The sequence below is a fragment of the Pseudarthrobacter sp. MEB009 genome (genome assembly GCF_030208875.1).
Classification (GTDB): domain Bacteria; phylum Actinomycetota; class Actinomycetes; order Actinomycetales; family Micrococcaceae; genus Arthrobacter.
Window position 1 is genome coordinate 145067 of record NZ_JARVTC010000017.1, and the last position, 14078, is coordinate 159144.

The 14078-nt window shown below is 58.5% G+C and carries 9 protein-coding genes and 1 pseudogene; 5 read left to right on the top strand and 5 right to left on the bottom strand.

What is annotated here, in order from left to right; all coding sequences use genetic code 11:
- Positions 1-179: 179 nt before the first annotated feature.
- A complete protein-coding gene (locus QRN07_RS17775; protein WP_285241791.1) occupies positions 180-2636 on the bottom strand; it encodes a hypothetical protein in 2457 nt (818 codons plus the stop codon).
- 239 nt (positions 2637-2875) lie between these two features.
- Here QRN07_RS17775 and QRN07_RS17780 point away from each other — a divergent pair, with 239 nt between their 5' ends.
- From QRN07_RS17780 to QRN07_RS17800, 5 genes and pseudogenes are all read left to right on the top strand, one after another.
- Positions 2876-3667, top strand: a complete 792-nt coding sequence (locus QRN07_RS17780; protein WP_285241792.1) for an ATP-binding protein — start codon at positions 2876-2878, stop codon at positions 3665-3667.
- The gene (locus QRN07_RS17785) at positions 3664-3954 is read left to right on the top strand and encodes a DUF8462 domain-containing protein (RefSeq protein ID WP_285241793.1); all 291 of its coding nucleotides are present in this window, start codon (positions 3664-3666) and stop codon (positions 3952-3954) included. Before QRN07_RS17780 ends, QRN07_RS17785 begins: the two co-directional genes overlap by 4 nt.
- A 229-nt stretch (positions 3955-4183) precedes the next feature.
- On the top strand, positions 4184-4750 hold the full coding sequence (locus QRN07_RS17790) for a hypothetical protein (RefSeq protein WP_285241794.1): 567 nt from the start codon (positions 4184-4186) through the stop codon (positions 4748-4750).
- 104 nt (positions 4751-4854) lie between these two features.
- A complete protein-coding gene (locus QRN07_RS17795; protein ID WP_285241795.1) occupies positions 4855-7608 on the top strand; it encodes a hypothetical protein in 2754 nt (917 codons plus the stop codon).
- A gap of 47 nt (positions 7609-7655) precedes the next feature.
- Positions 7656-8174 (top strand): annotated as a pseudogene (locus QRN07_RS17800) (integrase core domain-containing protein); the annotation flags it as partial.
- 67 nt (positions 8175-8241) lie between these two features.
- Here QRN07_RS17800 and QRN07_RS17805 read toward each other — a convergent pair.
- The 4 genes from QRN07_RS17805 to QRN07_RS17820 form a co-directional block, all read right to left on the bottom strand.
- On the bottom strand, positions 8242-8976 hold the full coding sequence (locus QRN07_RS17805; protein ID WP_285241796.1) for a class I SAM-dependent methyltransferase: 735 nt from the start codon (positions 8974-8976) through the stop codon (positions 8242-8244).
- Positions 8973-9587, bottom strand: a complete 615-nt coding sequence (locus tag QRN07_RS17810; RefSeq protein ID WP_285241797.1) for a hypothetical protein — start codon at positions 9585-9587, stop codon at positions 8973-8975. Before QRN07_RS17810 ends, QRN07_RS17805 begins: the two co-directional genes overlap by 4 nt.
- 406 nt (positions 9588-9993) lie before the next feature.
- Entirely contained in the window at positions 9994-12009 is a 2016-nt protein-coding gene (locus tag QRN07_RS17815) for an ABC transporter ATP-binding protein (protein WP_285241798.1), read from the bottom strand.
- Positions 12010-12210: 201 nt separating this feature from the next.
- On the bottom strand, positions 12211-13926 hold the full coding sequence (locus QRN07_RS17820) for a thiamine pyrophosphate-dependent enzyme (protein ID WP_285241799.1): 1716 nt from the start codon (positions 13924-13926) through the stop codon (positions 12211-12213).
- Between the last annotated feature and the right edge of the window lie 152 nt (positions 13927-14078).

Below are 14078 nucleotides of genomic sequence, written 5' to 3' on the forward strand. Positions count from 1 at the left end.
GGGGCGGACACGTTGCGCTGTGTGTCTGCTTGCTACGGCCGTGGGGACGAGGGCTGCCAGCTTCCAAAGCCCTTCTCCGGTGCACGACCTTGGCCAGCATGCCGATGGTCGACCTTACGTAAAGCTGGGACGGAGAAGGGGCCACAAGAGGCCCTCCCGGCGGATCGCTTCTCCCATGTCTACCGGCGCCGACTTTTCTTCTTGCCCCCGTTCAGTCGCTTTGTAGTTCTTCGAGCAGACGGCGGTATCGGTCGCGCCATGAATTCGGGAGGCAATAGGCCTAATGCATCGCCCAGAGCGTCTAGGTCCTGACGATCTTCGAATGGCTTGTTATCATAACGCACGGACCGGATATTTCCCCGTTGGTCGAACAGAACCATTAGTGACCGGTCAGACTTTACTTGATGCTTCTTGGTCGTCGCATAGGTAGCCAAGCGACGACTCGCAGACACTTGAGGCATAGTATTCGGTTGCGTCCCTACAAACAGTGTGGGGTAACCCCAAACACCTGCAAAGGCTACGAAAAGACTGTGTGGCTGACCATCACTCCGGGTTTTGGTGACCAGGGTTTTGATATCGCGCGCGAGCTTTTCTTGAGCTTCCCCGCTGAGATTCAGCAGGTCTGCCGAAAAGCGAAACCATCCCGGTTTCTTTCCGTTCTGCAGGAAATCTACGAGGTTGAGCACACCAGGATGGCCTTCGAACTCAGGCTTCAGCGCCGGTCCCTCCACTGACCCCTCTTGGTGGTATACCCAGGCATCTAGAGGATCCGTATGTGTCATAACCCGCGTCGGGACCGCACTACTCCTATACCGCCGCCTGTCGCCGCCCGACGGACGGCGAACTCCCAAAAACTCCTCGCTTACGCGGTCAGGGTCAGGCTCTACATATAACTGACCGGACAAAAACAGCATGAATAGGTCAAGCTCGTCTATGGCCCAGAACTTGAGCGATACTTCCGACTCCGTTCGGCGGCGAAGGTAGAGGAGGAACTCTGCTGGGCGGTCAATCACCGCTGCGATAATCGCGAGATCGTGCAGAGAGACTATCCAGGGGAACCGGTCACTCTTAATGACATTGCCACGGACCAGTTCGTCGAGTGCCGTCCCAAGGGGGCCCATGTCGTCGAGGCAAACTGCAATGGATCGCACCTCTCGAACTCCGGATAAATCGAGCCAGGTCCTATCCTCGAGCCAGAGCCCACCGTTAGTGCGGATCAGGCCCTCGAGCCGAAGGGCTTGGTCGGTGGCCTCACCTACCGTGGACTTGAGGTCACCGGTCAATCTCTGAACGTGCCCGCCGCGGGCCTGATGCGACACACTGCGCCCCTTGACTTCAACACAGACCGCGACGTCCTCAATGAGGAACAGAGCATCGGACTCGGTCTGCTCGGCGATAGACGTGATGTCGGCTGCAGTCGAGGCCAGCTGTGCTGGTTCAACTTCAGGATTCGGCCTAAAGTACTTGATGTTCACATGTGTGGCATCTGCCCCCAGCAGCTTCGTGAGATATTCGACGGAGAACTGCTCGCTCACTGACATACGGCGCTTCTCGTAACGCCGCCATCGGGCTGATTGGCCCTTCAATCCGGCCTCAATGACTTGCCGGAAGCAATCCGTCCCGATGGGAACGTTCATCGTGACATAGTTGCCAGCGCCGTCAGCAATCAGCGATACGTTCCGGAGCGGGTTGTCGCCCGCTAAGAACGACTCAACTGCTGTGACTGGATCGTCTACTGCCGCAAAGGAGATGCTGAATCGATCAAGAATCCGCTCCACACGGGCTTTAGGCACCGATGATGCATCTGCAATATCTGTCGCGGTAAAGCTCGCACGCTCCCCCGGATAGAACATGAGATCGTATACAGCAGTCCTACCTTGTTCGGTGCGCTCAGTCGACTGTCCGGATCGACCACTAGCAGCCCACTCCTGGACTACATCACCGAGAACGTCTCTCGCTGAAAGAAGGCGGTTAAGATAGACCGACCCGATTGCTTCACGAACCCCCAGAAAATCCTCGTAGGTGAAACCAAAGACTTCAAGCAAAAGTGTGCCAAGGTGCTTACTGCTGAACAGCGCTTCATTCAACCCATCCTGAATGTGCGCATATTGCTTGAACTTCACATTGAGCTCATGGCCCACGTACGTAGCTGCGAGGGTTGTGAGCGGCCCGAATCTTTCTGCTTGGCCACCGGACAGAAGCACAAACTGACCCACCGCGAGCAACGCTCTTGCGTGGTTGTGAAGGTCGGGAACTACTTTGGAAGGCTGCGCTGCTTTCACGTCGACGGCCGACGAATCTCGGGCGCCCCGCGCGAGCAGGATAAGTGCAACCACGTCGACGGCTGTGGGCAGCTGGTCTGAGAGGCTTTCTCGGAAGCCATCCAGCACCATCGGCATCTCGCGAAGCCGCATCAATTCGATGACGTCAAAGGCATCTGCCAGTTTAACCGCGCCGGCAATCGCTTCAACGTGCTCTCTTATCACTTCAGAGCCACGGGAAACAAAGTCAGTGAGTGATTCCCCAGGACGGAGGTTGCCCAAAGTCGTTGCCATACTCTGCAAGGAGGCGTCCCTACTGGCGTCGTCGGCAGTGATGATCCGACTGTCGGGCAGACCCTTGGTAGCGCTTGCCACTTCAATCCTCTCTCGCTCGGTTAACGCAGGATCGGCCTCAAAATTTAGGGTCGGATGTCATCTCCTAATGCCGCCTTGGCCGTGAAATACACAAGCCTATAAAACCTTATCCAAAAAAATGGATAAAGCTTTACACTAATAGATATGGAAAGCGCGCTCAACCCCTACTCCCCGGTTCTGGCAGGCGTCCCATTGAACTTGCAGGGCGCGACGCTGAGATCGACGCCTTTGATCTTTTGATGGCGAAAATTCGGCAGCGCCACCCCGATCGGGGTACTGTCCTCCACGGACTTCGCGGTGTCGGAAAAACAGTCCTCCTGAACGAATTCCTGCGACGGGCCGAACGCGCCGATTTGATGGTCATCACCCTCGAAAGACGTGGTGCCGACGGCGGTCTGGCAGCAGTCAGGGCCAAACTTGCCCGCAGCCTTCTCCAAGCAGGACGAAAGCACAACACAAGGATAGCCGGAGCGAAACTTAAGGCGGCGCTTGGCTCCCTTGCCTCTTTTTCCGCCAAACTTGGAGTTACAGGAATCGACATCGGTGTCGCCCTGAACCATGGACGTGCCGACTCCGGCTCAATTGAAGTCGATCTTGAAGATCTGGTCGAAGACCTGTCGCAGGCCCTCGCTGAGACCCGCTCTGGTTTGGTGTTCATCATTGATGAGATGCAGGACTTAGACTCTAGTCTTATGGCTGCGCTGCTCAGCGTCCAACATCTGGCCAACCAAAGAGAGTGGCCCTTCTATATATCGCTGGGGCGGGCCTACCGAACCTCCCAGGTGTGCTCAGTGAGTCGCGCAACTATACCGAGCGGCTGTTCACCTACAGAAGCATTGGTTCGCTCACCGCGGAAGCCGCCGAATCTGCTCTGCTTGTCCCCGCATCAAAATACGGTGTCGTTTTCGACAGTGAAGCACGGGAACTACTGCTTGAGGCGTAAGGGGGCTATCCCTATTTTATTCAGGAATATGGCTACGCTGCCTGGGAGACAGCTCCTGAGACGTCCATCACCAATGCAGTCGCCATGATTGCAATAGAACTTGGCCGTCAGCAACTCGACCAAGGTTTCTTCCCGTCCCGCTGGGAGAAGACCACCAAGGCCGAAAAGGCTTTCCTCCGGCACATGGCTGTCGATGAAGAGGACGGATCTAGTACATCTGAACTCGCAGACCGTGCCGGAAAGAAACAGAGTTCCATGACTATGACCAGGTCAGCGCTCATTAGCAAGGGCATCATCTGCGCTCCGTCCACCGGCCGGGTGGCGTTCACTCTGCCGGGCATGGCCGACTACATCACTCGACTAAGTCAGGATTAGGAGGCAGAACTATGCACGGACAACAGCGGAGGCATTTGATTTTCAGGACATCAGTTGCTGCGGAAGTCTTATACGGGGTACCCGCCGGGAGCCGTTCCTGTAGTGAACGGGTTGAACAAGCGAAATGTTGACCTCTACCGCAGACGAACTTTTCGACGAACGTCGGCAGCGGGTCTTTGAGTTCTTGAAACACCGGAGTTTAGCCTTAGCGGGCATGTACAGGGCGGCCGTGGACCTTCTGGCTGCCGCGCCGGTCGATGAAGGCGAAAACGCTCGGGTCTCTGTCATCTGCCATTGCATGCGCGAGTTGATGAATGGACTACCTTCAGTCTTATCGGAGGCTTCGATCCCTCGCCCCTATCCTTCTTCGGTAGCTCTTCTGAGGAAACTTCCCCAACTGCTTACAGAGCACCCGGGGATTGACCTGGAACTGGACCAGGATCTGATTCCGGTACCCAGGAAGCTTGCTCAAGCCTTGTCCGCGCTAACCAGTACCGTCACCAGGGAGCAGGGGCGCAACCGCGAGAATGCTGCAGCGCTGCTAACCGGATCCTCGTCAGCAACGCACCCTGTCATCGATCAATGGAACAGGACCTACCAGTTCTTCGTCGGATGGACGCATCTCGACAGGGATCACGACAACGGGAAAGTGCTTCCAACGGACGAGGTCCTGATTGGCCATTTCCGCGTGATTGAGGACGTCATCGAGGTACGGGCCGGACTATTCTTTGAAAACCTTCATGCTTTGGAAGACCTCCTTGCAGAAATTAATGAAGTCACGGAGGACAAGAGCTGATGCCGACGTACAAACCACCAACCCGCTCCCAGATAGATGAAGTTCTCCGTCGGATCGCTACGCCCGCTCTGCGACGGGCGTTCTTTGCGGGACTAAGAAATCCCATGTGGGTAGTCCCCTTGGCGAGCGAGGGAATGTTCGCCGATCCCCCCGAGCCAGAAACAACAAGTGACGGACTCATTCGAGACCACCATTGGGCAGAGATCGATTACCTCACACGGGTAGCACCTGACGTTCCAACTGCGGTCGTAGACATCTTGTTGAAGCTGAAGGGCAGCCGAAACCCTTGGGTGCGTGCTGCAACCTTCAGAATTGGAGCCTCGATCCCGGCTGCAGAAGCCGCCAGGCTCAAGCAACTGGTCATTGCCTGGAACGAAACAGGTTACGGCTGGCGTTCAAGTCCGCCTGAAATGGTCGCCTTTGCGGCCAACTTGCTCAACGGAGGTCAACGCAAGGCTGGCATTGCGGTCGCCAACCTGCTGTTCCGCCCCCGGGGAAAGAAGAGCACCAAAGCACCCGAGCTGGTAATCGATGAGTACTGGTATGAAGAATGCCTGCCAACAATAATTGCAGCCCTTGGCGATGATGCCCTGAAAACTGCATTACATTGGCTTGAGGAATACGAACGGGACACAGGGCATCTAAGCGAAGACTTCGACATGACCTATACCTCACGATCATCCATCCGCAATGAGGATGATCGCTTCGCTTCCGTAGAGCACGCGCTCATCGACGCAGTCCGCGACGCGACTACCGCGGCCATGGCAGCACAGCCGCAATCAACGAGAATGATGCTGTCAAGGTCCCCAATGGTTTTGGCCCGAAGGATAACTCTTCACGCCACCACTGAGGCAATAAAAAAAGCGGGTGCCTCGAGAGACGACATTCAACGAGGCCTGCTGGATACCGCCACAGAACTCCTGGCGGACGGTGACCACCGGGATGATGCGTGTCGCATCGAGCTTTGTGAACTTGCCCGCGAACTAGCAGGACACCGCCCGGGCGCATTGGAACCCCTCGTTGCCTTCATCAAGAATGGCCCTCCAATGGGTGTAGAGGAAGCCCAGGACCGCCTGGCCAGCTACCACGAAGGAGAATCCCCTGAGGCTATAGCCGCCCGCGTCCAAGAATGGATTGAAACGTGGCAGCATCGATGGCTATCAGGAATTGGGAATGATGCGCTACCTGCTGAGCTGAAAACGATACTAGTTCAACTGGATAACCAGCGGGGTTCTATCGATTCGCCACTCACCCCCCTAAACAAGATAACGACCTGGAGCGGACCCAACAGTCCTTTGTCTCAGGACGAAATGTCTGTGATGGGCCCAGAGGACCTGGCAGCACACCTAGAAAGCTGGCAGGCCGGCGACACTTGGGGCCCCGCTCCGTCTCACGAAGGTCAAGGCAGAGAACTTTCAGCGCTAATTACCACCAATCCGCGGCTACTCGACGGGATCGATGGTTTGGTCGACAGGCTCCGCCCCACCTACTTACGGTCAATACTCCAAGGTTGGGAAGCAGCCCTTAAGGCTGGCTTAAACCTTGACTGGGAGTTGGTCACAGAACTTATCCACGATGTGCTCACTCATAGCAACACCTCCAGGTTCCCTCATGAAGGTGACAATTTCGATGATGACAATGACTTCCGAGGCGCCAAAAAAGCGGCCGTAAATTTGCTCGAAGAACTCGCCAAAAAGCGGGAATTGCCAGCAATTCCCGAAGAAGCATTGCGGAAGTTTGCAGCGCTTCTGCTAACAGAAGCAGAAGACGAAACAGCATGGGCCGAATACGACTCACACAAGGGCGACATGGACCCACTAACACTATCCCTCAATTTACGATGGCCCATTAGGGTCCACGGCCTGCTGAATCTGATATCACATGGCAAAGATGCCCCTTGGTTTCAAACGGCACTCGCTGCACTTGAAGGAGCCCTTGCCATGCCCGACGTTCACGGCGCATCACGGGCTGTCTTGGGTGAAGGACTCGGACATTTTTTGACAGTAGCACCCAACTGGATTGGAGAAAGGGCCAACGAATTGTTCGGAACAGCGGATGGCCTAACTCGTAATCAGCAAATTGCCATGACAACTGCCATGGCAATTCACCGGTATCACCGCGAATTTTACGCTTTCCTCGAACCTTGCATGCTGGGGGCCGTCCAATCGCGAATTCCATTGGTTTCGGGCTGGAAGGGCAGGACCGACCCAGTGCAGCAAATCGGTGAGTGGGCAATCTACGCGATCATCTTTGATCATCGGACGGCATTCAATCCGCTAGCGGGTGCATTCTTTACAACAGCGGACCCAGAACTAAGAGGTCAGGCCCTTGGTCGCATCGCGTGGTCTATGACCAACGTTGAATCTGTCGACGAGGTTATTCGTGATCGATTGGCGGCGCTCTGGGATTCAAGAGTTGAACACGTACGCTCCAATCCTGACGATGCCATGGAACTAAACCAGTTCCACTGGTTTATCCGGAGCAATCAATTCCATGCTTGGTGGTGGCTACCCCGCCTGAAGGAAGCTCTCGAGCTAAGTCCTGGACTCGCTGGGGAAAGATTCATGATCAGCAAACAGATCGCGAGCTCTGCTGAGCTTGATCCCCAGGGAGCCTTTGAAGCAACAAGACTGCTTTTATCCGGTAAAGCCGCAGCAGGCCTTCATACATGGGACCTGTCACGCAACGCTGTCCCTATGGTCATCGCGAGAGCGCGGCAGTCCGGCGACCCCGACCTCGAGCGTCAAGCGATCCAACTGATGAATGAGTTAGGCGAGAGCGGCTATTCGGAGCTCGAGAGCGAAGTTATGAAGGCCATGTCGGGTGAAATCAGCGAAGATGATCTTGAGGACGTGTGAGCCATAAGACCTCAAGCCCCTTGCGGACGCGCAAGTTTCTTAAGACAATCAAGAAGCTCGGGCGTATTCCCAATGGCGGCGGCCACCGGGCGCTGGGCCGTGGGAACCGAAGGGCCGGGACCGGGTACGCGTACCTCCACCACGCCGTCGACGACCACACGAGACTCGCGTACTCGGAAATCCTCGACGACGAAAGAAGGAAACCGCTGCCGCTTTCTGGATCCGCGCGGCAGCGTTCTTCGCCGCGCACGGCATCACCGTCAAAGCCATCCTGACGGACAACGGATCCTGCTACCACTTCAGGACCTTCGTCCGCTGCCCTGGGCCCACACCTGAAGCACCGACGGACCCGCCCCGACCGTCCGCAGACCAACGGCAAGGTAGAACGCTTCAACCGCACCCTCGCCGCAGAACGGGCCTGCGCCAGGCCCTACACCTCAGAAGCCGAACGCGCCGCCACCTACGACCAATTGCTACACCACTACAATCACCACAGAACCCATACCGGCATCGGCGGCACAACCCCCATCAGCCGCGTTCGCAACCTCAGTGGGAATTACAACTAGGCTCGGCTGAAAACATTGGCTTTAGAGTAACGCCTCAGTACTGAAGCGCGAAACAGGCAGACAAAATTCAAACATCACGTGGCACCGCCTCAATGCCGATGAACCTCGGAAATGGGAAAACCTCGGGTGACTCAGGGCCACGAAGTTCCTCAAAACAAGTAATTTCTAATCCACTATTTCGAAGTGCTTCGATATACCTGCTGAGCGGCCGATGCACATGGGTTGTCGATAGCGAATACTCTAACGAGGCAGTTTTGAATGGCGCTTCGACGAGGATCTCATCTGAGTAGTTAAATTTTGGATTAGCCGCATACCCCCAGTACGCCGGCCAGAAAGCCGGATGTGTAAAGGTAACCACTAGTCGTCCACACTGGCTTAGACGCGCAAGCGCTGTAATGACCTTATCGATTTGTAGAGCATCCATTAATACCATGCTTGCGACAACCAAATCGCAGCTAGCGTCAGGGTTTTCCGCTGTCCATTCCTCGACGGAGGCAACTATATAGTCACTTTGAACATCATGTGACCGCGCGATCTCGATACTTGCAGCACTTGGATCAAGCCCTATTACTTGCCTGCCTAGTCCTTGCAGCTTGGCGGTGAGTCGCCCTGTTCCACATCCTACGTCTATGACTGATTTGGCTTCACAAAGGCGATTGAGAACCCACGGCTCCAGTACACGGCTGAAGGATGCATCATGGTCGGATGCAATTTGCGCATCTCTTTGGGGTGCAATTAGGTCCCATTCGCGTGTAACGGCTGCTTGACTCTTCGCTGTCAGGAATCTGATCTCGTCATTCATTTGGGCGACACGCGCATCTTATTCCGTGCCATCAAGCGATATAGATCGTCAACGAGATGAATGGCCGGATCGTCCTTAGAGCTAATTTTCCGAATTGTGTGCACTTCTTCGGTCCTATGACCGATTGCGACCCAGGCACCCGATCCGGACGGATTGAACAAAGTAAAACGGCTTGTGAATTTAAATTGATCATCACCGTAATAATACGCTTTGGCCCCTTTGGAAACTAGTCTAACGCTGATATCATTCTCGATTGGCATTAGAAGTGTGAGTGAATTTGTACTCGCCTTCTCCTCCAGCACCTTCTCAGCAGCCGCATCCACCCAACTTAGATCATTTGAAGAGATCACGCATTGGGACTGTGGTTTGAGCAGCTTGATCATGTATTTTAGGATTTTAGCATCTCGCTTGGGTCCTTTAAAGCGACGTGGTTGAGACTTGTAAGTTCCGACGATCTCCCAAGTAGCCGAAAGGATTGCGAACAGCACGGCAATGCTACCCAATACCACTTTCCAAAGAGTGGAAAATAGATTATTCAAATCATTAGCGAGCATGATGCTCGATATTAATGCTGCGATTGCCGCAATCTGTGTTATCCAAGTCCTGGTCATGGTTAAAGACTATAGAACTACGGACAAGTGCTTGATAGCTGCATCAGGTATCTTTGCCGGAGGTGATGGGCGTTCAACATCCTTCCCCGAGAGTCATCCGCTTGTCGTGAACCAGTCCCTGAGCGGGTCCCTCAGCGCCCCTGTTCGATGCGCGTCATGCCGCCTACCGCCCTGGCGATGGGCGATGTACTCTTACCCCGCACGATGAGCATGCACGCACGGGCGCTCTATACGTACGTCGGACCGTCATTGCCGTCATTGCCGTCAGTGGCTTTCGTACACCCCACGCTGACGTCAGGCAGCAGGGATCCGATGAAGGGGACTTAGATGCCAACCGGACGGTCGTGCTGCCGGACAGTCTTGTCCAAGGGGTGCCCGGTCTTGGGAACCGGGCTTCGTAAAAATCTCAGACCTCCGCCACCGGCGCCGCGAACTGAGCCTCGTACAGCCGCGCGTAAGCCCCGCCGGCGGCCAGCAAAGAAGCGTGCGTCCCCTGCTCCACGATCTGCCCGGCCTCCATCACCAGGATCAGATCGGCGTCGCGGATGGTGGACAGGCGGTGCGCAATGACAAAGGAAGTCCGGTCGGACCGCAGCGCACTCATCGCCTTCTGCACCAGCACCTCCGTCCGGGTGTCCACGGATGAGGTCGCCTCGTCCAGGATCAACACCAACGGCCGGGCCAGGAACGCCCGCGCAATCGTCAGCAGCTGCTTCTCCCCCGCCGAGACGTTGGCGCCCTCATCCGTGAGCACCGTGTCGTACCCATCAGGCAGCGACCGCACAAACCGGTCAACATAGGTCGCCTCGGCCGCCTCCAGGATCTCCTCCGCAGAAGCCCCCGGCCGGCCGTACGCGATGTTGTCCTTGATGGTCCCGCCAAACAGCCACGTATCCTGCAGCACCATCCCCATCCGCGCCCGCAGCTCCCGCCGCGGCATCAGCGCGATGTCCACTCCGTCCAGGGTGATCCGGCCGCCGTCGAGCTCGTAAAACCGCATCATCAGGTTCACCAGCGTGGTCTTCCCCGCTCCGGTGGGCCCCACAATCGCCACCGTTTGCCCCGGCTCCGCCACCAAAGACAGCGAAGAGATCAACGGCTTGTCCGCCGAGTACGCAAAGGACACGTCCTCGAACTCCAGCCGCCCCCGCACAGATTCGGGCCGCAACGGCGCGTCCGGGTCCGTCAGCTCCTCCTCCTCATCCAGCAGCGAGAACACCCGCTCAGCGGACGCCACCCCGGACTGCAGCAGGTTCGCCATGGACCCCAGCTGCGCCAGCGGCATGGTGAACTGCCGCGAGTACTGGATGAACGCCTGCACGTCCCCCAGCTGCATCGCCCCGGACGCCACCTGCAGCCCGCCCACCACGGCGATTCCCACGTACACCAGGTTCCCGATGAAGTTCATGGCCGGCATGATCAGCCCGGAAATGAACTGCGCCCCGAAGCTCGCCTGGTACAGCTCGACGTTTTTGGCCCGGAACCGCTCCTCCACCTCCCGCTGCCGGCCAAACACCTTCACCAGCGCATGCCCGGTGTACGTTTCCTCGATCTGCCCGTTCAGCTCGCCGGTGTTTTTCCACTGCGCCACAAACAGCTTCTGCGACCGCTTGGCAATCAGGGCCGTGATCCCCAGCGTCAACGGAATGGTCACCAGCGCAATCAGCGCCAGCGTGGGCGACAGGATCAGCATCATCACCAGCACCCCCACCACCGTCAGCACCGACGTCACCGCTTGCGAAATGGTCTGCTGCAGGCTCTGCGACACGTTGTCCACATCGTTGGTCACCCGGCTCAGCAGCTCACCGCGCTGGATCGAGTCGAAGTACCGCAGCGGCAGCCGGTGGATCTTGCCCTCGATCCGCTCCCGCAGCCGGTACACGGTCCGCTGCACCACGCCGTTCAGCACATAGGCCTGCACCCACATAAACGCCGACGCCAGCACATACAGCAGCAGCGCCCACATCAGCACGCTGCCCAGCGCCACAAAATCGATCCCCTGCCCCGGCGTCAGCGCCATGGGCGAGAGCATGTCCGCCTTCTGGTTGTCCCCCTCAGCCCGCAGCTGCGCAATCAGCTGCTCCTTGCTCACCCCGGCGGGCAGGTCGCGGGACACCACCCCGGCAAAAATCAGGTTGGTGCCTTCGCCCAGCAGCCTGGGCCCGATCACCGAGAAGGAAACGCTGACGACGCCGAGCGCCAGGACCAGCAGCAGCCAGGCCCTTTCGGGGCGCAACTCAGCCGCCAACCGCCGGGCGGACGGGCCAAAGTTCAGCGCCTTCTCCGCCGGCACATTCATGCCGGCAAACGGACCGCCCCGGCCTGGCCCGCCGGCAGGACGCGGGATGCGTTCGACGGCGGCAGGCCGGGTGTCGGAGGCCGCGGCGGTTCCGCCGCGGGCACCGGTGGGTTCCGGGCTCATACCACCTCCTCCGCTGCCAGCCCGAAGAGCACATGCCGGCTTACTGCCTGCCGATGCGGGCGCGGCCGCAGGTGTCCAAGGAACATTTTCCAGAGCATGCCGGCTCCAACCTGATTCAAAGCTCACGGGAAGTGATGCGAAGGTCAGTTTACGTCCGGCGGCTGGGAAATTCCGGGCCCGCAGCTAAAGGAAATCCCCGCCTCAATAGGCTTTGACCCGCTGTTCCACAATGAGGTGGATCAGCGCGAAGACGCCGTCCTCATCGATGGCCGCCAACGCCGCGTCCAGGGCGGCCGGAACGTCACGGTCGTCGGTAACGGTGATCCCAAAACCGCCGAAGGCCCGGGCCATCAGGCCGAAATCCGGATTCTTCAGCTGCGTCCCGGAAACGCGGGCCGGATAGTGCCGCTCCTGGTGGGTGCGGATGGTGCCGTACTCCTGGTTGTCCATCACGATCACCAGCGGTGTGGCCCCGTACTGTGCCGCGGTGGCCAGTTCCTGCCCGTTCATCAGGAACTCGCCGTCCCCGGCAATGGTTACCACCCGGCGTCGTGGGTCAGCCAGCGAGGCCGCTATGGCCGAGGGGACCGAATAGCCCATGGAACCGTTGCGGGCGCTGATCATGGACGCGTAGCGGCGGGTGGGAAAATAGCGGTGCGCCCAGTTGGTATGTTCGCCCGCGCCGAAGGTGACCATCGAATCCTCCGGCAGCCTGGGCACCAGGTTGGCCATGAGTGTGTCCATCCTCGCCTGCCCTGCTGCCGGTTCCGCCGGGGGCAGGGCGGCGAACCGTTCCTGCTCGCCGCGCATCCGGGCCGTCCACGCCTTCCAACCGTCCTTCACGGGCAGGTCAATGCCCGCAAGGTCGCGCACAAAAGCGTCGGGCTTGGCCAGGATCTGCCGCGAAACGGGCCCCGAGCGGCCCCTAAGTGAAGGGTCCACCGTGACCAGGAAGTTCTTTTTGTTCCAGTCCTGCCGGCAGAGGAACCCGTCCGTAATCACGTCGCCCGGCACCGTCCCCACAAACACCAGCAGGTCGGTTTCCTCCAGCAGGTTGTACGTGGGCCGGGGGCGCCCGTAGCCGATCGGTCCCACGTAGGACGGCGAATCGAAGGACACCGTGCCCTGCGTCCGCCATTCCGCTGCCGCCGGGATGTGATGCCGTTCCAGCCATCCGGTCAGCTGGTCCGCCGCCTCGTGCGTCCAGTCGTTGCCCCCGGTGACAAACAGCGGCTTGCGGGACTCCGCCAGCGCAGCCTGCAGGGCAGCGGCGTCGGTACTGCTCATCCCGCCGGCCGCCACCGGTATGACGGGGTGGACTGCCGGGTCGATCTGCTGCCGGATGATGTCCTCCGGCAACCCCACCACCACCGGGCCCGGCCGCCCGCTCATGGCCGCAAACATCGCCTCAGCCACAATCTCGGACGCCCGCTCCGGGTGGTCCAGCACCATGACACGTTTGGCGCCGGTATCAAACCAGGCCTTGATGTCGAACTCCTGGAACGCCTCACGGTCACGGTGTGCAAACGGGATCAGGCCCACGAACAGCAGCATGGGGGTGGAATCCTGCCATGCGGTATGCAGCCCCACATGCGCGTTGGCCGCCCCGGGACCGCGGGTCACCATGGCCACCCCGGGACGCTGCTGCATCTTCCCGTCCGCCTCGGCCATATAGGCCGCGCCGCCTTCGTGCCGGCAGACGATGGTTTCAATCTCCGAGTGGTGCAGGCCGTCCAGCACATCAAGGAAGCTCTCGCCGGGGACCACGTAGGTGCGCTCCACCCCGTGGGCCAGCAGCGAATCAACAATCACGTGCCCGGCGGACTTCAGCGCCGGGCGTGGGCTGACAGGGGGAAGTACGACGGCGGCGGGCCGGGTGGAGGATGCGGTCAGGGTTGCTTCGGTTTCCGTTGTCATGGGCTTTCTTTGCTGTGCGGATCGGTTGGCGGTGGTGCTGGATTACCTGATGGGTGTTCGGTTGGCGATGACGGGTGCGGTGCCGGTGTAGCCTTTTCGGGTTTCGGCGATTTCGCGGATGCGTTTGCGGCAGGCGAACCAGCCGGCCACCA

Bases quoted from the DNA above. Each gene is read 5' to 3' on its own strand.
- QRN07_RS17780 (WP_285241792.1), top strand. From the start codon at position 2,876: ATGGCGAAAATTCGGCAGCGCCACCCCGATCGGGGTACTGTCCTCCAC.
- QRN07_RS17785 (WP_285241793.1), top strand. From the start codon at position 3,664: ATGATTGCAATAGAACTTGGCCGTCAGCAACTCGACCAAGGTTTCTTC.
- QRN07_RS17795 (WP_285241795.1), top strand. From the start codon at position 4,855: ATGTGGGTAGTCCCCTTGGCGAGCGAGGGAATGTTCGCCGATCCCCCC.
- QRN07_RS17805 (WP_285241796.1), bottom strand. From the start codon at position 8,976: ATGAATGACGAGATCAGATTCCTGACAGCGAAGAGTCAAGCAGCCGTT.
- QRN07_RS17810 (WP_285241797.1), bottom strand. From the start codon at position 9,587: ATGACCAGGACTTGGATAACACAGATTGCGGCAATCGCAGCATTAATA.
- QRN07_RS17815 (WP_285241798.1), bottom strand. From the start codon at position 12,009: ATGAGCCCGGAACCCACCGGTGCCCGCGGCGGAACCGCCGCGGCCTCC.
- QRN07_RS17820 (WP_285241799.1), bottom strand. From the start codon at position 13,926: ATGACAACGGAAACCGAAGCAACCCTGACCGCATCCTCCACCCGGCCC.